Annotated in this window: 20 protein-coding genes; 7 read left to right on the forward strand and 13 right to left on the reverse strand. The window is 64.2% G+C overall.

What is annotated here, in order from left to right:
• Positions 1–24: 24 nt before the first annotated feature.
• The gene (locus E6C48_RS03200; RefSeq protein ID WP_230978645.1) at positions 25–1,485 is read right to left on the reverse strand and encodes a DEAD/DEAH box helicase; all 1,461 of its coding nucleotides are present in this window, start codon (positions 1,483–1,485) and stop codon (positions 25–27) included.
• Positions 1,486–1,889: 404 nt separating this feature from the next.
• Here E6C48_RS03200 and E6C48_RS03205 point away from each other — a divergent pair, with 404 nt between their 5' ends.
• The 3 genes from E6C48_RS03205 (at position 1,890) to rimO (ending at position 5,587) form a co-directional block, all read left to right on the forward strand.
• Positions 1,890–3,422 carry an acyl-CoA carboxylase subunit beta gene (locus E6C48_RS03205; RefSeq protein WP_136353894.1) on the forward strand — a complete coding sequence of 511 codons (1,533 nt, stop codon included), beginning with the start codon at positions 1,890–1,892 and terminating at the stop codon, positions 3,420–3,422.
• A 101-nt stretch (positions 3,423–3,523) separates the two neighbouring features.
• Positions 3,524–4,183, forward strand: a complete 660-nt coding sequence (locus E6C48_RS03210) for a TerC family protein (RefSeq protein WP_136353896.1) — start codon at positions 3,524–3,526, stop codon at positions 4,181–4,183.
• A gap of 90 nt (positions 4,184–4,273) precedes the next feature.
• Positions 4,274–5,587 (forward strand): 30S ribosomal protein S12 methylthiotransferase RimO, encoded by a 1,314-nt coding sequence (rimO, locus tag E6C48_RS03215; protein ID WP_136353898.1) that lies wholly within the window; start codon positions 4,274–4,276, stop codon positions 5,585–5,587.
• An 86-nt stretch (positions 5,588–5,673) separates the two neighbouring features.
• On the opposite strand, the gene E6C48_RS03220 is transcribed toward rimO, so the two are convergent.
• The 8 genes from E6C48_RS03220 to E6C48_RS03255 form a co-directional block, all read right to left on the reverse strand.
• A complete protein-coding gene (locus E6C48_RS03220; RefSeq protein WP_136353900.1) occupies positions 5,674–6,741 on the reverse strand; it encodes a BMP family ABC transporter substrate-binding protein in 1,068 nt (355 codons plus the stop codon).
• Positions 6,742–6,783: 42 nt separating this feature from the next.
• On the reverse strand, positions 6,784–7,704 hold the full coding sequence (locus tag E6C48_RS03225; RefSeq protein WP_136353902.1) for an ABC transporter permease: 921 nt from the start codon (positions 7,702–7,704) through the stop codon (positions 6,784–6,786).
• Complete coding sequence (locus tag E6C48_RS03230) at positions 7,704–8,828, reverse strand: ABC transporter permease (RefSeq protein ID WP_136353904.1); 1,125 nt, start codon at positions 8,826–8,828, stop codon at positions 7,704–7,706. The genes E6C48_RS03225 and E6C48_RS03230 overlap by 1 nt, the downstream gene beginning before the upstream one ends.
• A complete protein-coding gene (locus E6C48_RS03235) occupies positions 8,825–10,390 on the reverse strand; it encodes an ABC transporter ATP-binding protein (protein ID WP_136353906.1) in 1,566 nt (521 codons plus the stop codon). The genes E6C48_RS03230 and E6C48_RS03235 overlap by 4 nt, the downstream gene beginning before the upstream one ends.
• 135 nt (positions 10,391–10,525) lie before the next feature.
• Complete coding sequence (locus E6C48_RS03240; RefSeq protein ID WP_136353908.1) at positions 10,526–11,503, reverse strand: quinone oxidoreductase family protein; 978 nt, start codon at positions 11,501–11,503, stop codon at positions 10,526–10,528.
• A gap of 3 nt (positions 11,504–11,506) precedes the next feature.
• Positions 11,507–12,346 carry a phosphatidylcholine synthase gene (gene pcsA, locus E6C48_RS03245; RefSeq protein ID WP_136353910.1) on the reverse strand — a complete coding sequence of 280 codons (840 nt, stop codon included), beginning with the start codon at positions 12,344–12,346 and terminating at the stop codon, positions 11,507–11,509.
• On the reverse strand, positions 12,343–12,957 hold the full coding sequence (locus E6C48_RS03250) for a DUF1326 domain-containing protein (protein ID WP_136353912.1): 615 nt from the start codon (positions 12,955–12,957) through the stop codon (positions 12,343–12,345). The genes pcsA and E6C48_RS03250 overlap by 4 nt, the downstream gene beginning before the upstream one ends.
• Before the next feature lie 15 nt (positions 12,958–12,972).
• Positions 12,973–13,983, reverse strand: coding sequence for a DUF2182 domain-containing protein (locus E6C48_RS03255; RefSeq protein ID WP_330998549.1), 1,011 nt, complete (start codon positions 13,981–13,983; stop codon positions 12,973–12,975).
• Between E6C48_RS03255 and E6C48_RS03260 the strand changes: the two genes are divergently transcribed.
• Entirely contained in the window at positions 13,930–15,231 is a 1,302-nt protein-coding gene (locus E6C48_RS03260) for a UbiH/UbiF family hydroxylase (RefSeq protein WP_136353916.1), read from the forward strand. The two genes, E6C48_RS03255 and E6C48_RS03260, sit on opposite strands and share 54 nt — an antisense overlap.
• Here the strand turns inward: E6C48_RS03260 and E6C48_RS03265 are convergent.
• Complete coding sequence (locus tag E6C48_RS03265; RefSeq protein ID WP_136353918.1) at positions 15,160–16,122, reverse strand: AEC family transporter; 963 nt, start codon at positions 16,120–16,122, stop codon at positions 15,160–15,162. The two genes, E6C48_RS03260 and E6C48_RS03265, sit on opposite strands and share 72 nt — an antisense overlap.
• Positions 16,123–16,263: 141 nt before the next feature.
• Between E6C48_RS03265 and hspQ the strand changes: the two genes are divergently transcribed.
• Together hspQ and E6C48_RS03275 are read left to right on the forward strand one after the other, a co-directional pair.
• Positions 16,264–16,587 (forward strand): heat shock protein HspQ, encoded by a 324-nt coding sequence (gene hspQ, locus E6C48_RS03270; RefSeq protein WP_136353920.1) that lies wholly within the window; start codon positions 16,264–16,266, stop codon positions 16,585–16,587.
• Positions 16,588–16,674: 87 nt separating this feature from the next.
• A complete protein-coding gene (locus tag E6C48_RS03275) occupies positions 16,675–17,154 on the forward strand; it encodes a SecDF P1 head subdomain-containing protein (RefSeq protein ID WP_136353922.1) in 480 nt (159 codons plus the stop codon).
• Between the two features lie 5 nt (positions 17,155–17,159).
• Here the strand turns inward: E6C48_RS03275 and aspS are convergent, their stop codons facing one another.
• Positions 17,160–18,950 carry an aspartate--tRNA ligase gene (gene aspS, locus E6C48_RS03280; RefSeq protein WP_136353924.1) on the reverse strand — a complete coding sequence of 597 codons (1,791 nt, stop codon included), beginning with the start codon at positions 18,948–18,950 and terminating at the stop codon, positions 17,160–17,162.
• Between the two features lie 205 nt (positions 18,951–19,155).
• On the opposite strand from aspS, the gene rnd reads away from it, so the two are divergent.
• Positions 19,156–20,307 (forward strand): ribonuclease D, encoded by a 1,152-nt coding sequence (gene rnd, locus E6C48_RS03285; protein WP_136353926.1) that lies wholly within the window; start codon positions 19,156–19,158, stop codon positions 20,305–20,307.
• 15 nt (positions 20,308–20,322) lie between these two features.
• Here the strand turns inward: rnd and E6C48_RS03290 are convergent, their stop codons facing one another.
• Both E6C48_RS03290 and guaB read right to left on the reverse strand, forming a co-directional pair.
• The gene (locus E6C48_RS03290) at positions 20,323–20,850 is read right to left on the reverse strand and encodes a hypothetical protein (RefSeq protein ID WP_136354020.1); all 528 of its coding nucleotides are present in this window, start codon (positions 20,848–20,850) and stop codon (positions 20,323–20,325) included.
• A 43-nt stretch (positions 20,851–20,893) separates the two neighbouring features.
• Positions 20,894–22,396 (reverse strand): IMP dehydrogenase, encoded by a 1,503-nt coding sequence (guaB, locus tag E6C48_RS03295; RefSeq protein ID WP_136353927.1) that lies wholly within the window; start codon positions 22,394–22,396, stop codon positions 20,894–20,896.
• Positions 22,397–22,525 lie beyond the last annotated feature (129 nt).

Here is a 22,525-nt window from a genome sequence, read left to right on the forward strand (position 1 = left end):
CGCCGGGAAATGTCGGGCGACAGGTCAGGCCGCGCGCGCCGGCCGGTTGCGACCGCCGAAACGCTTCTTGCCGCGGAACGGCTTGGCGTTGCCGTTGTCGACGGGACGTTCGGCTCCGCTTTTCTTGGCGAAGGCCGGCTTTCCGTTCGGCTTGCCGCCGAAGCGCTTCTTGCCGAACCCGCCCTCACGACGCTCGCCCTGTCCGGCTTCACCGCGGCTTTCGTTCCGTCCGCCATTACCGGGTTTGCGGCCCTGCGGCTGCGGCCGACGGTCGTTGGCAGCCTCCAGGCGGCGCTCGCCGTCCTGGCGCGGTTCGCGTGCGGGGTCTGGCTCGCCGAGATGATCGGCGATCACCGGCAGCTTCATGCGGATGATCTTCTCGACCTGGCGCAGCTTGGCGTTCTCGGTCGGGTCGACTAGCGTGATCGCCACGCCGTCCTGCCCATTGCGGCCTGTGCGACCGATGCGGTGGACGTAGCTTTCCGCCTCGTCCGGCAGGTCGAAGTTGACGACATGGCTGATGCCGGGCACGTCGATGCCGCGCGCGGCGATGTCCGTCGCAACCAGAATGCGCACCGAACCGTCGCGAAAACCGTTGAGCGCCTTCTGGCGGGCATTCTGGCTCTTGTTGCCGTGGATGACGGCGGCTTCAAAGCCGTCGCGCTCCAGATCCTTGGTGACACGGTCGGCACCGTGCTTGGTGCGGGCAAAGACGATGACGGAGCGCATCGCCTCGTCGGCCAGCATGGCGGACAGCAGCCGACGCTTCTGCTTTGTGCGGGCGAGGATGACGCTCTGCTTGATTTCCGCAGCCGTCGTGCCCTGCGGGGCGACCTCGACACGCAGCGGGTCGCGCAGCAGGCCCTTGGCGAGGTCGGCGATCTCCTGCGGCATGGTGGCCGAGAACAGCGCCGTCTGGCGGCCCGGATGGGTGCCCTTGGCGATGCGGCGCACATCGTTGATGAAGCCCATGTCGAGCATGCGGTCGGCCTCGTCCAGCACCAGCCAGGTGGTGTCGGAGAGATCGACGTCCTTCTCGCGCACCAGGTCGGTCAAGCGGCCGGGCGTGGCGACGAGGAAATCGACGCCGGGCGCGATGCGCTTGACCTGGCTGAAGCGGGAGACGCCGCCGAGTACCAGGGCTGTGGAGACATGCGCGCCTTTGGCCAGGATCTTGATGGTATCTTCGATCTGCACGGCGAGCTCGCGTGTGGGTGCAAGGATCAGCGCGCGCGCCGTCTTCGGCCGGCGCCTGGTGCCGAGCGCCATGATCTTCGACAGGATCGGCAGTGCGAAGGCGGCCGTCTTGCCCGAGCCGGTCTGGGCGATGCCGAGAACGTCGCGGCCCTCCAGCTGGGCCGGAATGGCCTCGACCTGGATCGGCTTCGGTTCGGTGAAGCCGGCGGCGTGAGTGGCCTTCAAAAGCTGGCCGGAAATTCCGAGTGCGGCGAAGCCTGTCGGCTCCGCATTGTTTTCGTTGGTCAAAACGTTTCTTCTTTCAAGCGGTCTCATGGCCGCAAACAGGATCGCGGCGGGGCGCAACCCGCCGGATGCAATGGATTTTGTGAACGACAAGGCGGCGGACGCATTGTCCGCTCGGCTGCGCTGTCGTGCCCACGGCATCCCGCCGCGGGGCTTTTCCGCCGGCCGATCTTCTCGGGGCGGAAACAGACGCAACCAGTCTCAATCTCAAGAGAAAGCCGGCTTCCTTCGCCGGCCCAAGCGCCTTGTGCCTGTGCATATGGAGGAGTCGGCGACGGAAAGCAAGGGCATTATGTTGCAACGCAGCAAAACCCGCCTGACGAAACACGCCGGACCTAGGACAAAAGCCGCGCTTGCACAGGCTGCGCCCTGTGGTTACCAAGACAGGACCCGCCCCGGAGGACATCATGAAAGACGTGTTGCAGGAACTCGAGCGCCGCCGCGCCATGGCGCGCGCGGGAGGCGGTCAGGTCCGCATCGATGCCCAGCACAAGAAGGGCAAGCTGACGGCGCGGGAACGCATCGAGATATTCCTCGACGAGGGTTCGTTCGAGGAGTTCGATATGTATGTCGAGCACCGCTCGACCGACTTCGGCATGGAGAAAATGAAGATCGCCGGTGACGGCGTCGTTACGGGCTGGGGCACGGTCAACGGCCGCCCGGTCTATCTTTTCGCTAAGGATTTCACCGTGTTCGGTGGCTCGCTTTCGGAAGCGCACGCCGAGAAGGTGATGAAGGTGCAGGATATGGCGCTGCGCAACCGCGCGCCGATCATCGGCCTCTACGACGCCGGCGGCGCCCGCATCCAGGAGGGCGTGGCGGCGCTCGGCGGCTATGCCGAAATTTTTCAGCGCAACGTGCTGGCTTCCGGTGTCATCCCGCAGATTTCGCTGATCATGGGCCCCTGCGCCGGCGGCGACGTCTATTCGCCGGCGATGACCGACTTCATCTTCATGGTGCGCGACACGTCCTACATGTTCGTCACCGGGCCGGACGTGGTGAAGACCGTCACCAACGAGACGGTGACGGCCGAGGAACTCGGCGGGGCTTCCGTGCACACGACGAAATCCTCCATCGCCGACGGCGCCTATGACAACGACGTCGAGGCGCTGTTGCAGATGCGCCGGCTGGTCGATCTGTTACCGGCGTCGAACACGGCCGAAATCCCGGAAGTCGAATGCTACGAGCCGATCACCGAGCACGATATGTCGCTCGACCGGCTGATCCCGGAGAACGCCAATAAACCCTACGATATCAAGGAGCTGATCCTCAAGACCTGCGACGAAGGTGATTTCTTCGAGATCCAGCCGTCCTTCGCCAGGAACATCGTCACCGGCTTCGGCCGTGTCGAGGGCCGCACGGTCGGATTCGTCGCCAACCAGCCGATGGTGCTGGCGGGCGTTCTGGATTCCGACGCCAGCCGCAAGGCGGCGCGCTTCGTGCGCTTCTGCGACTGCTTCAACATCCCCCTCGTCACGTTCGTCGACGTGCCGGGCTTCCTGCCGGGCACGGCGCAGGAATATGGCGGCCTCATCAAGCACGGCGCCAAGCTTCTGTTCGCCTATGCCGAGGCCACGGTGCCGAAGGTGACTGTGATCACGCGCAAGGCCTTCGGCGGCGCCTATGACGTCATGGCATCGAAACACCTGCGCGGCGACATGAACTACGCCTGGCCGACGGCTCAGATCGCGGTGATGGGTGCCAAGGGCGCGGTCGAGATCATCTATCGCAAGGATATCGGCGACGCGGACAAGATCGCCGCTCATACCAAGCGCTACGAGGATCGCTTCCTGTCGCCTTTCGTGGCGGCCGAGCGCGGTTATGTCGACGAGGTCATCATGCCGCATTCGACGCGGCGCCGGGTGGCGCGGGCGCTTCGCATGCTGCGCAACAAGGATTTGCAGAACCCTTGGAAGAAGCACGACAACATCCCCCTGTAGTCTCGCACGGCGGGCGGGGCCGTCAACTTCCTTGACAGGGGGCAAGGCGAAGCAGTAGCCGATTGAAACACTGACACGACAACCTTGGGGTGCCCTGGACGATGGAAGTCTTTACCGCAGCGGGTTTCGCGGCACTCCTTCAGGTCATCGCCATCGATCTCGTCCTTGCCGGGGACAATGCCATCGTTATCGGTCTTGCCGCGGCCGGCCTGCCGGTCGATCAGCGCAAGAAGGCAATTCTGATCGGCGTCCTTGCCGCCACCGTACTGCGCATCCTGTTTGCCTCCATCACCGTCAAGCTGCTTGCCATAGTCGGCCTGTTGCTGGCAGGCGGCATCCTGCTTCTGTGGGTGTGCTGGAAGATGTGGCGCGAACTGCGCACTTCGCACGAAGATGAGCATGAAGCGACGGAAGCGCTGTCGGATGCCGACCTGAACAACGACAAGACGGTCGCCGGCCGCGCGCCGCGCAAGACCCTGATGCAGGCCGCCACGCAGATCGTCATCGCCGACGTGTCGATGTCGCTGGATAACGTGCTCGCCGTCGCCGGCGCCGCGCGCGATCATTTCTCCGTGCTTATCATCGGCCTCATCCTGTCCATCGCATTGATGGGCCTCGCCGCATCCTTCATCGCCAAGCTGCTGCACCGCCACCGCTGGATCGCCTATATCGGCCTGCTCATCATCCTCTACGTGGCGCTCGACATGATCTATCGCGGTGCGCTGGAAGTCTGGCCGCATGTGAACGGCGTCGTGGGCTGAGCCGGCGCATCCTTTCACGCTACGAATTACAAGCGGCAAAAACTGTGGTACTGCGCCGCGGTTTCCAGAAAAACTGAAAGTTTCCCGCCGATGTCAGCCCCTCGCGTCAGCTTCGTCAGCCTCGGATGCCCGAAGGCGCTCGTGGATTCGGAGCGCATCATCACGCGGCTGCGAGCGGAAGGCTACGAGATCGCGCGCAAGCACGACGGCGCCGACCTCGTCGTCGTCAACACCTGCGGTTTCCTCGATTCCGCCCGCGAGGAATCGCTCGGTGCCATCGGCACGGCGCTGAAGGAGAACGGCAAGGTCATCGTCACCGGCTGCATGGGCGCCACGCCCGACCTGATCCGTGACAAGCACCCCAACGTGCTCGCCATCACCGGGCCGCAGGCCTATGAAAGCGTCATGGAGGCGGTGCATGAAGCGGCGCCGCCGGCCCACGATCCGTTTGTGGACCTGCTGCCGCCGCAAGGCGTCAAGCTCACGCCGCGCCACTACGCCTATCTCAAGATTTCAGAGGGTTGCAACAATCGCTGCACCTTCTGCATCATCCCTGCCCTGCGCGGCGATCTCGTCTCACGCCCTGCTGCGGACGTGCTGCGCGAGGCCGAGAAGCTGGCCAGGGCGGGCGTGAAGGAATTGCTCGTCATCTCGCAGGACACCAGCGCCTACGGCATCGATATCAAGTACCAGACGTCGCTGTTCGGCGAACGCGAAGTGCGGGCGAAGTTCCTCGACCTCGCGGAGGAACTGGGTAAGCTCGGCATCTGGGTGCGGCTACACTATGTCTACCCCTACCCGCATGTCGCCGACGTCATTCCGTTGATGGCGGACGGAAAAATCCTGCCCTATCTCGACATCCCCTTCCAGCATGCCTCCCCGCAGGTGCTGAAGAATATGCGGCGGCCCGCGCACGGCGAAAAGACGCTGGAACGCATCCGCTCATGGCGCGAGACCTGTCCTGACCTCGCCATCCGCTCGACCTTCATCGTCGGTTTCCCCGGCGAGACGGAGGAAGACTTCCAGATGCTGCTCGACTGGCTGGACGAGGCGAAGATCGATCGCGCCGGCTGCTTCAAGTACGAACCCGTTGCCGGCGCGCGCTCCAACGACATGGGTCTGGAGCCGGTGCCGCAGGAGGTCAAGGAGGCCCGCTGGCATCGCTTCATGCAGCGCCAGCAGAAGATCTCGGCCGCGCAGTTGCAGAAGAAGGTCGGCAAACGCCTGTCCGTCATCGTCGACGAGGCCAACGGCACCGCCGCGAAGGGCCGCACGAAATACGACGCGCCTGAGATCGATGGCGCCGTGCATATCCAGTCGCGCCGCCCGGTGCGGGCCGGCGACATCGTGACGGTCAAGATCGACCGCGCCGACGCCTACGATCTTTACGGTCAGGCGGTCTGATCTCAACGATCAGCGGGTAAATTACTAGGACGATCAAAAGAAAGGGCGCCACCCGGCGCCCTTTCCTGCTTTCTGATGCAGCCTGCTTACTGAGGCAGCTTGTCGTCCACGCCCTTGACGTAGAAGTTCAAGCCGAGAAGCGTGCCGTCGTCGGCCACTTCGCCGTCCTTCAGCCACTGCGAGCCGTCCTGCTTGAAGACCGGACCGGTGAAGGGGTTCCAGCCGTCAGCGATCTTCTTCTTGGTGGCTTCGGCCATGGCCTTCACGTCGTCGGGCATGTTGGTGAAGGGCGACAGTTCCACCGCGCCGTCCTTGATGCCCAGCCAGACATTGTCCGTCTTCCAGGTGCCGTCGAGAACCGCCTTGAGGCGCTCGACGTAGTACGGGCCCCAGTTGTCGGTGTTCGAGGTCAGTTGTGCGTTCGGCGCGAACTTGATCATGTCGGAAGACTGGCCGAAGCCCTTCAATCCGCGCTCCTCGGCCACCTGCAGGGCGGCGGTCGAGTCGGTGTGCTGGGTGATGATGTCGGCACCCTGGTCGAACAAGGCCTTGGCGGCGTCGGCTTCCTTACCCGGATCGAACCAGGAATTGACCCAGACGATCTTGAGCTTGAAGTCGGGATTGACCGACTGCGCGCCGAGCATGAAGGCGTCGATGCCCATCACCACTTCCGGGATCGGGAAGGAGACGATGTAGCCGGCGACGCCGGTCTTCGACATCTTGGCGGCGATCTGGCCCATCACATAGCGGCCTTCGTAGAAGCGGGCGTTGTAGACGCCGAGATTCTCCGAGGTCTTGTAGCCGGTGGCGTGCTCGAACTTGATGTCCGGGAACTTCTTGGCGACCTTCACCATCGGGTCCATGAACCCGAACGAGGTGCCGAAGATGATCTTGCAGCCTTCGCGAGCCAGGCGCTCGAAGGCGCGGTCGGCGTCAGGGCCTTCCGAAACGTTTTCGAGATAGGCCGTCTCGATCTTGTCGCCGAGCTCCTTTTCGGCGTGCAGGCGCCCCTGATCGTGCTGGTAGGAATAGCCGAAATCGCCGATCGGGCCGACATAGACCCAGCACGCCTTCAGCTTGTCGGCCGCCTCCGCCGTGACGGCCATGGACAGCGCCGCTGCCGTGGTCATCATCGCAATGAGCAGTTTCTTCATGGTGTTTCCTCTCCGTGTGCCTTTGAGACTTCCCGTTGGTAATCAGCGATCCGGCACGAATGGCTGGCCCAACGATGCCGGTGTGTTCATCATGGTCAGACGTTTGTTGCGCGAGATTAGAACAAGAACGACGACCGTTGCCAGATAGGGCAAGGAAGAAAGAAGCTGCGACGGCACCGGGATACCGAATGCCTGTGCATGAAGCTGGCCGATCCAGACCGCGCCGAAGATGTAGGCCCCTGCCAGCACCCGCCATGGCCGCCAGGAAGCGAACACGACCAGCGCCAAGGCGATCCAGCCGCGGCCGGCCGACATGTTCTCCACCCATTGCGGCGTGTAGACGAGCGAGAGTTGACCGCCGGCAAGGCCGGCGCAGGCGCCGCCGAAGATGACCGCCAGATAGCGGTAGCGGATGACCTGGATGCCGAGGGCATGGGCGGAGGTGTGGCTGTCGCCGATCGAGCGCAGCGTGAGACCCGTGCGCGTCCTGAACAGGAACCAGGCGACGGCGAAGATCAGCAGGATCGAGATGTAGAAGACCGGGTCCTGGCCGAAGACGAGCTTGCCGACGATGGGCAGGTCGATGAGCAGCGGAATGTGCAGGTCGGGCAGCCTGACGCCGGGCAGGCCGACGAAACCGGTGCCGATCATGCCGGACAGGCCGAGGCCGAGCAGTGTCAGCGACAGGCCGGTCGCCACCTGGTTGGTGGCCAGCGACAGCGTCATGACCGCGAACAGCAGCGAGAAAACCGCGCCGACCACGATGGCCGCCACGAGGCCGAGCCAGGGCGAGCCGGTAAGATAGCCGACGCCGAAGCCGCCCACCGCACCCATGATCATCATGCCCTCGACGCCGAGGTTGAGCACGCCCGAACGTTCCACCACCAGTTCGCCGATCGCCGCCACCAGCAGCGGGGTCGCCGCCGTTGCGATGGTCAGCAGGATGTTGATCGTGATTTCCATCAGTGCGCCTCCCCCAGCTTGCCAGCCGTCGCGGGGTCGGGCGCCGGCGCCTTGGCGCGCAGGCCGACCAGCCTTATGCGGTAGTGGATGAGCGTGTCGCAGCCGAGCACGAAGAACAGGAGCATGCCCTGGAAGACGCGCGCCACCTTGTCGGAGACGCCGAGCGCGGTTTGCGCCGCCTCGCCGCCGAGATAGGTCAGGGCCAGCACCAGTCCGGCCGCGACGATGCCGAGCGGATTGAGACGGCCGAGGAAGGCGACGATGATGGCGGCGAAGCCGTAGCCGGGCGAAATGACCGGCTTCAACTGGTTGATTTCGCCAGACACGACGGAGATTCCGGCAAGACCGGCCAGCGCGCCGGAGAGGATGAAGGCGAAGAATATCATCCTGTTCAGGCCGAAGCCGGCGAAGCGACCGGCACGGGGGCTCGACCCGAGCACGCGTACCTCAAAGCCTTTCAGCATGCGGCTCATCATGATCCAGACCACGACAGCGGCGACGAGCGCGAAGACGAAGCCCCAGTTGGCGCGGCCTGACGCCGGCATCAGTTCGGGCAGGATGGCGGAATCGTTGAATTGCACGGTCTGCGGGAAGCCATGGCCCTGAGGGTCGCGCCAGGGGCCGCGTACCAGCCAGTCGAGGAAAAGCTGCGACACATAGACCAGCATCAGGCTGGTCAGGATCTCGTTGGTGTTGAAGCGCGCCTTCAGGTAGGCCGGGATGGCGGCATAGAGCCCTCCCCCGATCATGCCCATCAAAAGCATCAGTGGCAGGACGATCGGGCCTTCCAGCTCGGGATAGAGCACCGGCACCATCGAGCCGACGATGGCGCCCAGCGTGAACTGGCCTTCGGCGCCGATGTTCCAGATGTTGGCGCGATAGCACACGGACAGGCCGACCGCGATGAGGATCAAGGGTGCCGCCTTGATGGCGAGTTCGTGCAACTGCCACACCTCGCTGATGGGCGAGATGAAATAGGTGTAGAAGGCCGACACCGGGTCGATGCCGAGCAGGGCGAAAAGGATGGCGCCGGCAATCAGCGTGAGCGCGAAGGCGATAAACGGCGACAGGGCCGAGAACAGTGCCGAGCGCTGCGGGCGTTTGACCAGTTCAAGGCGCATCACACGACCTCCGCTGCATGTTCGGCATGGCAGGGTTCCGCGCCGCCCATCAGCAGGCCGATCTTCTCGAAGGTGGCTTCGGCGATCGGCAGCGGCTTCGACAGTTCGCCGTTGTGCATGACGGCGATGGCGTCGGAAATCTCGAACAGTTCGTCGAGGTCCTGGCTGATGACCAGAACCGCCGAGCCCGAGCGCGCCAGCTCGATCAGCGCCTGGCGGATGTGGGCGGCAGCGCCCGCATCGACGCCCCAGGTCGGCTGGTTCACCACCATCACCGCCGGTCTGCGGTCCAGTTCGCGGCCGACGATGAATTTCTGCAGGTTGCCGCCCGAAAGGGCTGCGGCTTCCGGGTCGGGCGCGCTCTTGCGCACGTCCATCACCTCGATGATGCGCTGGGCGGCGCTGTAGACGGCATTGGCCTTGACCATGCCGCCGGTGCCGACGAAAGCCTTCCCGTCGGTCGCGTGACGCGATAGCAGGAGGTTCTCCGACAGCTTCATGCGTGGCGCCGCGCCGTGGCCGAGCCTCTCCTCCGGCACGAAGGCGGCGCCGAGGAGCCGGCGGCCGGTGATGTCGAGACGGCCGGCATCCTTGCCGCGAATGCGTACAGACGCAGCGTCTTGCTGCTGCACTTCGCCGGAGACGGCCTCGAAGAATTCACCCTGGCCGTTGCCGGCGACGCCGGCGATGCCGATCACCTCGCCGGCGCGCACCGTCAGGCCGATGTTCTTGAGCGGGATCGAGAATGGGGTGGCAGGCTTGCGGGTGAGGCTGCGGATTTCAAGCAGCGGAGCCGCCTTCTCGATGCCTTCGACCGGCGCGCGCACCACCGCCTTGACTTCCGAACCGACCATCATGCGGGCCAGCGAAGACGCCGTTTCCTCGCGCGGGTTGCAATGGCCGACCACCTTGCCGTGGCGCAGCACCGTGGCACGGTCGCAGATGCGCTTCACTTCTTCCAGCCGGTGCGAGATATAGAGGATGGATTTTCCTTCGGCGCGCAGCCGTTCCAACGTCTCGAACAGCTTATCGGCTTCTTGCGGCGTCAGCACCGAGGTCGGCTCGTCGAGGATAATGAGCTGCGGCAGCTGCAACAGGCAGCGGATGATCTCGATGCGCTGGCGCTCGCCGACCGACAGGTCGCCGACCAGCGAATCCGGGTCGAGCGGCAGGCCATAGCTATAGGACAGCGCACGCGCCTTGGCGGCGATCTGGTTGATCGGCGAACCGTCGTCCAGCGAGAGCGCGATGTTTTCGGCTGCCGTCAGCGCCTCGAACAGCGAGAAATGCTGGAACACCATGCCGATGCCGAGCTTCTTGGCGACGCCGGGGTTCTGGATGCGGACGGGCTGTCCCTGCCACAGGATTTCGCCCGAATGCGGCTCCAGCGAACCGAACAGCATCTTGACCAGCGTCGACTTGCCGGCGCCGTTTTCGCCGAGCAGCGCATGGATCTCGCCCCTGGCGATCGTCAGGTCGATGTGATCGCATGCCGTAAGCGAGCCGAATATCTTTGTCAGACCGCGAACCTCAAGGAGGTTCCCGGTTGCGAGTTCTTCACTCACAGTTCCTCCCTGTCTGTTTTCCAGACGTGTTCTGTGTTCCCGCGATGATGGTATGCGGCCCGGTCAAGAAACGCAAAGCTGCTGGTCGTTTGAAAGAGCTTCAAGATTTTCAGCGGAAAGCCGGCTGCCAAACGGTCAGGGCACAAGGATCGTCGTCCCGGTGGTGCGGCGCGCCTCGAGGTCAGCATGCGCCTTGGCGGCATCCTTCAGCGCATAGCGCTGGTTGATCCGCACTTCGACCGCCCCGCTGGCAACGACATCGAACAGCGCCTTGGCGGACGCCACGAGGTCTTCGCGCTTCGCCACGTAGACGAACAGCGTCGGCCGGGTGATGTAGAGCGAGCCCTTCTGCGACAGGACGCCGAGATTGAACGGCGGCACGGGACCGGACGACTGGCCGAACAGCGCCAGCAGCCCAAGCGGCTTCAGGCAGTCCAGCGACCCTTCGAAGGTGTCCTTGCCGACCGAATCGTAGACGACTTCGCACTTTTGCCCATTGGTGATGCGCGCCACCTCAGCGACGAAATCCTGTTCGCGATAGTTGATGACGTGGTCGTAGCCGTGCGACTTGGCAAGCGCCACTTTGTCGGCCGAACCGGCTGTGCCGATGGTGACGGCGCCGATGTGCCTGGCCCATTGGCCGGCGAGCAGGCCAACGCCGCCGGCCGCCGCATGGAACAGGATCGTGTCACCGGCCTTCACCTTATAGGTGCGGTTCAGCAGATATTCCGCCGTCATGCCCTTCAGCATCATGGCGGCGGCCTGCTCGTCGGTGATGCCGTCGGGCACCTTGACCAGCCGATCGGCGGCGATGACGCGCTGCTCGGCATAGGCGCCGATGTTGACGGCGTAGGCGACACGATCGCCCGGCTTCAGCCAGTCGACACCCTCGCCGACCTCGATCACCACGCCTGCGCCCTCCCCGCCCGGCACCAGCGGAAAGCCGTTGGGTGCGGGATAAAGACCGGTGCGGAAATAGACGTCGATGAAGTTCAGGCCGATGGCGGTGTGGCGGATCAGCGCCTGGCCCGGCCCCGGCCGGCCGGGATCGGCCTCCTCGAAGGTCAGGACTTCAGGGCCGCCATGGGCGTGGATGCGGATCGCTTTGGACATGGATCAGGCTTTCTTCGCGCCGAGTTTGGGAAACAGCTGCATGACGCCGCCGATGAAGAACAGGTAGAGGCCGGTCACCGTGATGCCGACCTTGGTGAAGATGCCGACCTGTTCGCCGAGCACGCCGATCTGGTTGTAGAACTGCGCCATCGCGGATTGCGCCAGCGCCAGCGCACCGAAGGCACACCAGAGCAGCGTCATGCCGAGATTGATCGAACGCAACCGCACCACCCGCACCGGATGGATGAAGTTCATCGGCACGAAGGTGAGGATGCCCGCAATGACCACGATCGCGAACGACGTCCATTGGCCCGGCTCGATGACGAACAGGGTGAAGACCACCATGTTCCACACCACCGGGAAGCCCTTGAAGAAGTTCTCCTTCGTCTTCATGCCGGTGTCGGCATAGTAGATGGCGCTCGACACCACGATGATCGCCGCCGACAGGAAGGAAAGCCCCTCGCCCATGAAACCGCGCTGGTAGAGCGCGAAGGCGGGGATCATCACGTAGGTGACGTAGTCGATGATGTTGTCGAGTAGTTCGCCCGACCATGTCGGCAGGATTTCCTTCACTTCCAGCTTGCGTGCCACGGGACCGTCGATGCCGTCGACCAGCAGCGCCAGCCCGAGCCACCAGAACATCGCCGTCCAGCGCTCCTCGCTCGCCGCCACGAGCGAGACGAAAGCGAGGAACGAGCCCGATGCGGTGAGAAGGTGCACCGAAAAGGCGCGCGCCTGCGGCCAGGTCACCTTCTTTTTCGGGCGCGGAATGCGCTCGGCGATCTGCTTGGCCTTCGCCTTGGCCCTCTCGCCCGGCCGGGCTTTCGTGGTGTTCTTGCTCACGGTCCGCGCCAATCCAGCTTGCAGATTTCGGCCGAACGGCCGGCGAAATTCCAATTGCGGCCGAAGGCGCGCATCTTCGAGCGGTCCGATTTCGCCACGATGATCTCGGGCGCGATCCAGTATTGCGAGTTCTGGATGACGGTGTCGCGCTCGCTGTCCTTGCCGGCGATCGGCGTCACCGCCCCGTCGATGATCTTCGGGATCTGGAAGACACGCGTCTTGCCCTCGGTCTCATAGGTGACGGGCACCTGCTCGACACCGAGGAATTTGCCGACCAGGATCGACAGCAGCGATGTCGTGCCGCCGGCCTTGCCGGTGAAGATATTGGTGAGAGCCTTGGTGGCGTAAACCGAAGCGCGCTTGTCGATGAACAGACCGGCCGTCCAGTTGCCGCGGCTCATGTAGCCCGGAATTTCCATCACCAGCCCGAGATTGAGGCCCGACAGATCGGTATCGCCGAAATGGCCGGCGTCGATGCGGAACCCGGCCCAGGTCTGGCAATAGCCCTCGGTTGGCGGATGATTGCCCAACGACAAGACGCAAGGGCAAAAAACCGTGCAATTGCAGGAGAGTACAAGCTCTCCTTTCATCGCCCAGCTTGGCTTGGACATAGGCATTCCCCGATCTCAGTGGGACACTACAAGCAGCATCGCGGCCCACACAAGCAGTATCGTGCCGGCCACCCGGCTGGTCCACCGCCCTTCTACCTGCTTTTCGACCAGTGCAAACAGGCCGATGAGCGCCATCCAGAAGATGTTGGTCACGCCGACGGCGAACATCACCAGCATCAACGCCCAGCAGCAGCCGAGGCACCAGACGCCCTGTTCCAGCCCGAGCCGGAAAATCCGCGCCGGCCGGTCGCTCCAGCGGGCGAAAAGCGTGGAGAAAGGGTTGCGGCATCTGGTCAGGCAGGCCTGCTTGAGGTTGCTGAACTGATAGATGCCCGCAATGGCGAGTGCTGCCGCGCCCGCGAGACCGGAAATCGGATCGAGCAGCCGGCCTTCCGGCGCAATGTACCTGACTACCAACGTCACCGCCGCGAAAGCGATCGACGCGGCAAGCCAGATCGTCAGGTAGCCACCCGTCAGAACCAGCGGATGGACGACTAGTTCGCCCTTGGCGCGGGCGGTATCTGCAATCTCGCAATAAGTGCGGATCATCGGCGCGGCCGAGGGCAGCATGGCCGCAATCGCCATCAGGAACCACATGAGGACCAAAGCCGAGGCTTCCGCACCGAACCAGCCGCCATTCACCGGCAGTGGCGTCAGGCACAGCGCCGCGAAGCGCTCGAGCACGTCCGGAAGCGGCAGCGACGGCAGAAATCGCAACAGGAAGTCCCCGGGAGCGCCGGCACCCGGCAGGCTGCCCTTGGCGCCGCGCACTGCCATCGCGCCGAGGACCAGCCAAGCGAGGAGGACCGCCAGGCCAAGAACCGCCGTCACCGTGATGCGCGGCTTACGCGCTACAGCGGCGGCGGCGCGGCCGGCAGCGTCGAGGTGGCTGAAATCGTTGTCCTGCGTCGTCATGACCTGAGGCTGAAAAGCCGCGTTGATCGGATAGGCCCGGGGTCTATATTCCCTTTCATGATCCGGCAGGCAACCGGACCCGCCACGGAGAAGGCTGAATTGGACACGCATGAACCGCAAATCCTGATCGCCGGCAGCGGCCCGGCCGGACTTGTTGCGGCGCTCGGCTTCGCCCAGGCGGGTTTTACCGTTGCGCTTGTCGGTCCGCCGGTGCCGACCGGCGACCGCCGTACCACGGCGCTGATGCATCCGGCGCTCGCCATGCTCGGCGGGCTGGGCGTTCTGGATGGCCTGCGCGACGAGGCAGCCCCCCTGAAGGTGATGCGCATCGTCGATGCCACGAACCGGCTGATCCGCAGCCCGACGGTGACCTTCCACGCCAGCGAGATCGACGAGGAACAGTTCGGGCTCAACCTGCCGAACGCGGTACTGACCCCGGCGCTCGCCGAAGCGGTCGCCGCTCACCCCGGTATCGACTGGCGCAAGACCGTGGTTTCGGACTGGCACCTTGATGCAGAACGGGCAACGGCCACGCTTGCCGACGGCAGTGCGGTCTCCGCGTTGCTGGCGGTCGCCGCAGACGGCCGCCTGTCGCCGGCACGCGAGGCGGCCGGCGTCCGCACGTCGGTGCGCAACTACCCCCAGGCGGCGCTGGTGCTTAATTTCGGGCATCGCAGCGACCATGCCTTCACGTCGACCGAATTCCACACCGAAACCGGTCCCTTCACGCAGGTGCCCCTGCCCGGCGGCCATCGTTCCAGCCTTGTCTGGGTCGTGCGGCCCGAGACGGCCGACGAACTGACCGCCCTGGACGAGGGCGAGCTTTCCGTACGCGTCGAGGACCGGATGCAATCGATGCTCGGGCGGGTGACGGTCGAGCCCGGACGGCAGGTCTACCCGCTCGCGGCCGCCAGCCCCCATCGCTTTGCCGCCAACCGCGTTGCGCTGGTTGGCGAAGCCGCGCATGTGTTTCCGCCGATCGGCGCACAGGGGCTTAACCTCGGCATCAGGGATATCAGCGATCTCATTGATATCGCATCGAGAAACAGGAGCGATCCCGGCGCAGCCCCGGCTCTCGCCGCCTACGACGTTCGCCGCCGCCCCGATATCCTGGCGCGCAGCGGCGCGGTCAACCTGCTCAACATGTCGCTGCTGTCGGATTTCCTGCCGGCGCAGATGGCGCGCAGCGCCGGCCTGACCCTGCTGGGCAGTTTCTCGCCGTTGCGCGGCTTCTTTATGCGCGAAGGGTTGAAGCCCGGCAGCGGCTTCGCCGCGCTCGCCGGAGGCTTAAGGAAACAGATCCGGCGGCAGGACGCCGTGGCGGATCATGAAGAGCAGGCCGGTCACGGTCACCACTGAGAGACAGGTGGTGATGAGGATGCTGGCGGAGGCGCGCTGCACCCATACGTTATATTGCTGGGCGATGACGAAGACGTTGGTCGCCGTCGGCAGCGAGGCAAGCAGTACCGCCGAAAAGACCCATTCCGGCGAGAAATTGCCGATCCAGCTCAGCAGGACGTAGCACAGAAGCGGATGGACGATCAGCTTCAGGATAGCGATCGGCGCCATTTCGGAGGGAATACGCTTCAGCGGCCTGAGCGCCAGCGTCACGCCCATGGCGAACAGCGCGCAAGGCGCGGCCGCGCTCGACAGGTAGCTGAGCAGCCGTTCGAGCGGCAGCCACGGCTGGAAGCGGAAATAGGCCGCGGCCACGCCGGCGGCAGTGGCGATGATGAAGGGATGCAACACGATCCGCTGCACCACGCCGAGAGCAAGCTGCGGCCACGGGCGCTGGTCGTCGCCGGCCAGTGCCATCATCATCGGCGCCACCGTGAAGTGGACGATGTTCTCGAAGCAGAAGATCAGCGCCACGGGCACCGCCGCCTGCTCACCGAAGGCGAGCAGCGCAAGTCCCGGCCCCATGTAGCCGATGTTGCCGTAGGCGGCGGACAGGCCCTTGATGGTGGATTCGGCGATGTTTCCGCCCGGCATCAGCATCGAAAGAAGGAACATCAGCGAAAAGACGATGTAGGTCGCAACCACAGAGCCAAGGATGAAGGTCCATTCGGTCAGTTGCTCGAACGGCGTTTTCGCCAGAAGTTGGAAGAACAGGGCCGGCAGCGCGACATAGATGATGAAGATGTTCATCCAGCCGAGCGCTTCGAGCGGCTGGCGGGCGATGCGGGCCACGACGAAGCCGACGAAGATGAGGCCGAAGAACGGCAGGACGAGGCCGAAGACGTCGGTCATGCGCCGGGGTGACCCTCTCGTGAAAACAGCGGTCGAACGGCCCCGGCGCTACTGCGAGCTTCCCCGCGCGTCAAGCGCTGCGGGATTGAATTGGTCGCGCACCTGCGCCAAATAGGCCGTTGAGGTGCGAGTATGAGTACGATGAAGACAGCCAAATTTGCGATCGGACAGGTGGTTCGCCATCGGCTGTTCTCGTTCCGCGGCATCATCTTCGACGTCGATCCGCAGTTCGCCAACACCGAGGAATGGTATCAGTCCATTCCCGCCGAGGTGCGACCAAACAAGGACCAGCCGTTCTATCACCTGCTGGCCGAAAATTCGGAGACGGAATACATTGCCTACGTTTCCGAACAGAACCTGCTGGAAGACGATTCCGACGAGCCGGTGCGCCACCCGCAGATCCGTGACCTGTTCGACCGCAGGCCGGATGGCCACTACGAGCCGAAGCGGCAGTCGCGGCACTGAGTGACGGAGCCGTCGGCGGCCTGAGTTCCGTCCGCCACGGTCGTCTAGGGAGACGATCCCGTTGCGATAATCACGGACGGCAAGCGCATGCGCCTGACTCGAGTTTTCGGCCTCGTTTTCGTGCTGATGACGTTTCTTGCGGCGCCGATAATCGCACAGGCGAATTCGGGCCTTGCCCCCATTGAGATCAGGCTTGTCGCCCAGAAAGCCGGAAGCGGCCCACGACTTGTCGTCGAAGGTAGCGGTCAAACGCTGGAAGTCGAACCGAGGACATTGTTGGGACCTGCGGACTTCACCAGCGTCGGCCAGGTGGAATGGGTCGAAGGCAAGCCGGGGTTCAATGTGGCGCTCACACCTGCCGGCGCGCAGAAGTACGAGCGAATCTCAACCGAAAACGTGGGCAGGACGCTCGCAATCATCGCGGACGGCAAGATCCTCATGACGCCGAAGATCCTTGATCCGGTGCAGGCGCAGGGTTTCCTGTTGACTGTGAACACCGAGGCCGAAGCAAAACAGCTTGCCGAAAAAATCCGGCAAGCTGTCAGCCGCTCGACAACGGGCGGCTGAGCCCGTCAGCCTTCCTTCTTCGGCGCCGCAACGCGAAGCGAAAGTTCGCGCAACTGCTGCGGCGTGGCTTCCGAAGGTGCGTTCATCAGCAGGTCGTAGGCCTGCTGGTTCATCGGGAATATGGCGATCTCGCGCAGGTTCTTCGCGCCCACCAGGAGCATCACCACGCGGTCCACGCCGGCCGCCATGCCACCATGCGGCGGCGCGCCGTACTGGAAGGCGCGGTAGAGGCCGCCGAAGCGCTCCTCGACGGTGGCGCGATCCAACCCGACGATCTCGAAGGCCTTGACCATGGTTTCGGGCAAATGGTTGCGAATGCCGCCTGAGGCGAGTTCGTATCCATTGCAGACCATGTCGTACTGGAACGCCTTGATCGTCAGCGGATCCTGACTGGTCAACGCTTCAATGCCGCCTTGCGGCATGGAGAAAGGGTTGTGGGCGAAGTCGATCTTCTTCTCGTCCTCATTCCATTCGTAGAACGGGAAATCGACGATCCAACACAATTCGAAACGGTCGCGGTCGACGAGGTTCAGTTCTTCCCCTGCCCGCGTGCGTGCTGCACCGGCGAAAGCGACGAACTTTTTCGGATCGCCCGCGACAAAGAAGGCGGCGTCGCCGTCTTCAAGGCCAAGTTGCTGGCGTATCGCCTCGGAGCGTTCCTCGCCGATGTTCTTGGCGATCGGACCGGCGCCTTCGATCTTGTCGCCTTCCTTGCGCCAGAAGATGTAGCCGAGGCCCGGCTGGCCCTCGCCTTGCGCCCACGAATTCATGCGGTCGCAGAAGGCGCGACTGCCGCCGGTCCTGGCGGGGATCGCCCACACTTCCGCTTTCGGGTCGTTGGCGAGGATGTTGGCAAACACCTTGAAGCCAGAGCCGCGGAATTGCGTGGAGACGTCCTGCATGACGATAGGGTTGCGCAGGTCCGGCTTGTCGGTGCCGTATTTGCGCATCGCCTCGTCGTAGGCGATGCGGGGGAATTCCTGCGTCACCGGCTTGCCCTCGGCGAACGTCTCGAAAACGCCGCGCATCACCGGTTCCATGGTGGCAAACACGTCCTCTTGCTCGACGAAGCTCATTTCGAGGTCCAGCTGATAGAACTCGCCGTAGAAGCGGTCGGCGCGCGGATCCTCGTCGCGGAAGCAAGGCGCGATCTGGAAATAGCGATCGAAGCCCGAAACCATCAAAAGCTGCTTGTACTGCTGTGGCGCCTGCGGCAGCGCGTAGAATGTGCCGGGGTGGATGCGGCTCGGCACCAGGAAGTCGCGCGCGCCTTCGGGCGACGAAGCGGTGAGAATCGGTGTCTGGAATTCGTTGAAACCGATCTCGCCCATACGCCTGCGCATCTCGGAAATGACACGAGTGCGCGTCATGATGTTTGCGTGCAGCGTTTCGCGGCGCAGATCGAGGAAGCGGTATTTCAGGCGGATGTCTTCGGGATAATCCGGCTCGCCGAACACCGGCAGCGGCAGTTCCTTCGCCGCCGACAAAACCTCGATCTCCTTGGCGAAGACCTCGATCTCGCCGGTCTGGAGGTTGGGGTTGATGGCTTCTTGCGTGCGGGCCTTGACCTCGCCGTCGATACGGACGACCCACTCGCCGCGCAGCGTCTCGGCCACCTTGAAGGCCGGCGAATCGGGATCGGCGACGATCTGGGTGAGGCCATAATGGTCGCGCAGGTCGATGAACAGCAGCCCGCCATGGTCGCGCACCCGGTGAACCCAGCCGGAGATGCGGACGGTCTGGCCGACGTCGGCCTTCCTCAATTGAGCGCAGGTGTGGCTGCGATAGCGGTGCATGGCGGATTTTCCGTTCAGATCATGATGGTTGGGCGCCTTGGAATCCGGCCCCGAAATCGGCGCGAAAAGCGCATGGGAGGTCCGTTTTGTCAAGGCGAGGCGGTCGCAGCAGGCCGGTTTCGCGCCATCATCGCCCGGTTTGCCTTGACGAAAGCCCTGTCGGCTGGAAAGGAAGAGGTGTTTCCTTCATCGAAAAAGCAATTTGATGCACGTCATTACCACACAAGCCGAACTCGAAACCGCCATTGCCGCGCTGGAGAAGTCGGACTTCGTCACCGTCGATACCGAGTTCATCCGCGAAACGACCTTCTGGCCGATCCTGTGCCTGATCCAGATGGCCGCGCCCGGCGTCACTGCGCTGGTCGATCCGCTGGCGCCCGACCTCGACCTCGCTCCCTTCTTCCGCTTGATGGGCAACGAGAAGGTGACGAAGGTCTTTCATGCCGCCCGGCAGGACATCGAGATCGTCGTCCATCTCGGCGATCTCGTTCCCCATCCGGTTTTCGACACCCAGGTGGCGGCCATGGTGTGCGGCTTCGGTGACAGCGTTTCCTACGACCAGATCGTGCAGAAGATCACCGGGACGCGGCTCGACAAGTCCTCGCGCTTCACCGACTGGCGCCACCGGCCGCTGTCGGACAAGCAACTCGACTATGCGCTGGCCGACGTTACCCATCTCATCGATGTCTACAAGCATCTGGCGGCCCAACTGGAGCGCGAAGACCGTGCCCATTGGCTGAACGAGGAAATGGCGGTGTTGACGGCGCGCGAGACCTACGATCCGCGTCCGGAGGACGCCTGGAAGCGGCTGAAGATGCGCCTGCGCAAGCCGCAGGAACTGGCCGTGCTGCAGGCGGTGGCCGCTTGGCGCGAGCGCGAGGCGCGCGAGCGGGACGTGCCGCGTGGACGGGTGCTAAAGGACGATGCGATCTACGAGATCGCCCAGCAGCAGCCGCGCGACGCCGCGGCCCTTGCCCGGCTGCGCACCACGCCCAAGGGGTGGGAGCGGTCGTCAAGCGCGGCGGGATTGCTCGGTACCGTCAACGACGCCCTTGCCATCCCGAAGGAAGAGATGCCGAAGCTGCCGAAGACCTTCCAACCGCCGGAAGGTACTAGCGCGGCCGCCGAACTGCTCAAGGTGCTGTTGCGTATCGTCGCCGAAAAGCAGGGAGTTGCCGCCAAGGTCCTGGCCTCCAGCGACGATATCGACCGCATCGCCGCCGAAGGCGAGGAGGCGGACGTCCCTGCCCTGCAAGGCTGGCGGCGCGCGGTGTTCGGCGAAGCCGCACTTAGACTGGTCCGCGGAGAAGTCGGTATCAAGTTCGACAAGCGCAGGATCGCCGTCTTCGATCTGTGATACCGCGAGGCTTGTTCAGGCCCGTCTGCGTCCAGCCAGGTAAAACGTCGCGATCACGGCAAGCGGAATCACCACCAGCGCGAAGCGCGTGACGATCAACGCCGAGGCGAACGCCAGCGAGTCGGGACTGGCATTGAGGAAATCCAGCAACAGCCGGATGACGACGATGTTCTGCACGTAGTCGGCCAGCGTGTAAGGCAGCACGAGGCCCAGCGCCAGCATCGCCTGTCCCTGCTTCGACAGGGCGGCGAAGCGTGGCAGGTGATGGCCGGTCCACAGGATCAGGCTCACGAGCGTCGCTGAAAACAGCGCCGGGAACAGAAGATCGAACGTCAGGTAATGCCAGACGATGATGATCTCGCTGCCGCGCCGTCCCAGCGCCATCAGCCATGCCATGGCGTCGTCCGGCGTGAAGCCCGTTATGCGCATGTCCAGCGACGGTAGGCCGCCGCTCAGGCGCTCGAAATAGAGGAATTCCAGCGTCGTCATGGCGAGGAAGACCACGACCGAGGCGAGGCAGAGCGCCGCTGCGTGGCGGGACAGGCCTGTCACCGCATCCAGGAAGCGTCCCGCATGCGACGGCCGATCAGGCTCCGCCCGGGTAGTTGGGGCTTTCGCGGGTGATCGTGACGTCATGGGCGTGGCTTTCACGAAGGCCGGCGTTCGAGATGCGCACAAAGGTGGCGCGCTCGCGGAAATCGGCAAGATCGCGCGCACCGACATAACCCATAGCGGCTTTCAGGCCACCCGCAAGCTGGTGCAGTACGCCGCCCACCGGTCCCTTGTAGGGAACCTGGCCTTCGATCCCTTCGGGAACCAGTTTCAGCGTGTCGCGCACTTCCGCCTGGAAGTAGCGGTCGGCCGAGCCGCGCGCCATGGCGCCGACCGAGCCCATGCCTCGATACGCCTTGAAGGAGCGTCCCTGGTAGAGATAGACCTCGCCGGGGCTTTCATCGGTACCGGCCAGGAGCGAGCCGACCATGGCCGCGCCCGCCCCGGCGGCCAGCGCCTTGGCGAGGTCGCCGGAGAACTTGATGCCGCCATCGGCGATGACCGACACGCCCGCCTTCTGTGCCGTCTCGACAGCCGACATGATGGCCGACAGTTGCGGCACGCCGACGCCGGCGACGATGCGCGTCGTGCAGATGGAGCCCGGTCCGATGCCGACCTTGACAGCGTCGGCGCCGGCGTCGATCAGCGCCTGCGTGCCCTCGGCGGTGGCGACGTTGCCGGCCAGGATGCGCACGGAATTGGAGAGTTTCTTGGCTCGCGCGACGGCATCCAGCACGCGCTGCGAATGACCGTGCGCGGTGTCGATGACCAGCAGGTCGACGCCGGCATCGATCAGCCGTTCGGCGCGCTCGAAGCCGTCGTCGCCGACGCTGGTCGCCGCCGCCGCCCTCAGCCGCCCTTGCGCATCCTTGCTGGCATGCGGGTTGAGCTGCGACTTCTCGATGTCCTTGACGGTGATGAGACCGACGCACCTGCCCTGCTTGTCCACCACCAGCAGTTTTTCGATACGATGCCGGTGGAGCAGGCGCTTGGCTTCTTCCTGATCGACGGTCTCCTTGACCGTGATGAGGTTCTCCCGCGTCATCAGTTCGTAGACCTTCTGCGACGGGTCCGAGGCGAAGCGCACGTCGCGGTTGGTCAGAATGCCGACGAGGCGACCGACGTTGTGGCCGCCGCTGCCGCCGTTCTCGACCACCGGGATGCCGGAAATGCCATGCGCCTTCATCAATGCCAGCGCATCGGCGAGCGTGGCGTCGGGACCGATGGTGACGGGATTGACCACCATGCCGGACTCGAATTTCTTGACCTGCCGAACCTGCTCGGCCTGATCGGCCGGCGAAAAGTTGCGGTGGATGACGCCGATGCCGCCCGCCTGCGCCATGGCGATGGCGAGCCGCGCCTCGGTGACGGTATCCATGGCCGCCGAAAGGATCGGCACGTTGAGGTCGATGTCGCCGGCAATGCGCGTACGGATATCGGTCTCACCCGGCATCACTTCCGAATGGCCGGGCTGCAACAGCACGTCGTCGAAGGTCAGCGCCAGAGCGCCGGTCGCGGTTTCGATGATTTTCGCCATGGGCCACCTTGAATGCAGGAAAGGCGCTGCAAACCGGGGATGGACAGCGCCGACTCGTGAACTTCCCTTTCAGGATTGGCGCCGGCTGGTAACACGTCTTGCCGCCGATGGAAAGCAGCCACACGCCGC

It is taken from the genome of Ollibium composti, assembly GCF_004801285.1.
Taxonomy (GTDB): domain Bacteria; phylum Pseudomonadota; class Alphaproteobacteria; order Rhizobiales; family Rhizobiaceae; genus Mesorhizobium; species Mesorhizobium composti.

Bases quoted from the DNA above. Each gene is read 5' to 3' on its own strand.
- E6C48_RS03220 (WP_136353900.1), bottom strand. From the start codon at position 6,741: ATGAAGAAACTGCTCATTGCGATGATGACCACGGCAGCGGCGCTGTCC.
- E6C48_RS03210 (WP_136353896.1), top strand. From the start codon at position 3,524: ATGGAAGTCTTTACCGCAGCGGGTTTCGCGGCACTCCTTCAGGTCATC.
- E6C48_RS03250 (WP_136353912.1), bottom strand. From the start codon at position 12,957: ATGTCCAAGCCAAGCTGGGCGATGAAAGGAGAGCTTGTACTCTCCTGC.
- rnd (WP_136353926.1), top strand. From the start codon at position 19,156: ATGCACGTCATTACCACACAAGCCGAACTCGAAACCGCCATTGCCGCG.
- hspQ (WP_136353920.1), top strand. From the start codon at position 16,264: ATGAAGACAGCCAAATTTGCGATCGGACAGGTGGTTCGCCATCGGCTG.
- E6C48_RS03240 (WP_136353908.1), bottom strand. From the start codon at position 11,503: ATGTCCAAAGCGATCCGCATCCACGCCCATGGCGGCCCTGAAGTCCTG.
- E6C48_RS03205 (WP_136353894.1), top strand. From the start codon at position 1,890: ATGAAAGACGTGTTGCAGGAACTCGAGCGCCGCCGCGCCATGGCGCGC.
- E6C48_RS03225 (WP_136353902.1), bottom strand. From the start codon at position 7,704: ATGGAAATCACGATCAACATCCTGCTGACCATCGCAACGGCGGCGACC.
- rimO (WP_136353898.1), top strand. From the start codon at position 4,274: ATGTCAGCCCCTCGCGTCAGCTTCGTCAGCCTCGGATGCCCGAAGGCG.
- E6C48_RS03255 (WP_330998549.1), bottom strand. From the start codon at position 13,983: ATGCGTGTCCAATTCAGCCTTCTCCGTGGCGGGTCCGGTTGCCTGCCG.
- E6C48_RS03260 (WP_136353916.1), top strand. From the start codon at position 13,930: ATGATCCGGCAGGCAACCGGACCCGCCACGGAGAAGGCTGAATTGGAC.
- E6C48_RS03275 (WP_136353922.1), top strand. From the start codon at position 16,675: ATGCGCCTGACTCGAGTTTTCGGCCTCGTTTTCGTGCTGATGACGTTT.
- guaB (WP_136353927.1), bottom strand. From the start codon at position 22,396: ATGGCGAAAATCATCGAAACCGCGACCGGCGCTCTGGCGCTGACCTTC.
- E6C48_RS03265 (WP_136353918.1), bottom strand. From the start codon at position 16,122: ATGACCGACGTCTTCGGCCTCGTCCTGCCGTTCTTCGGCCTCATCTTC.
- aspS (WP_136353924.1), bottom strand. From the start codon at position 18,950: ATGCACCGCTATCGCAGCCACACCTGCGCTCAATTGAGGAAGGCCGAC.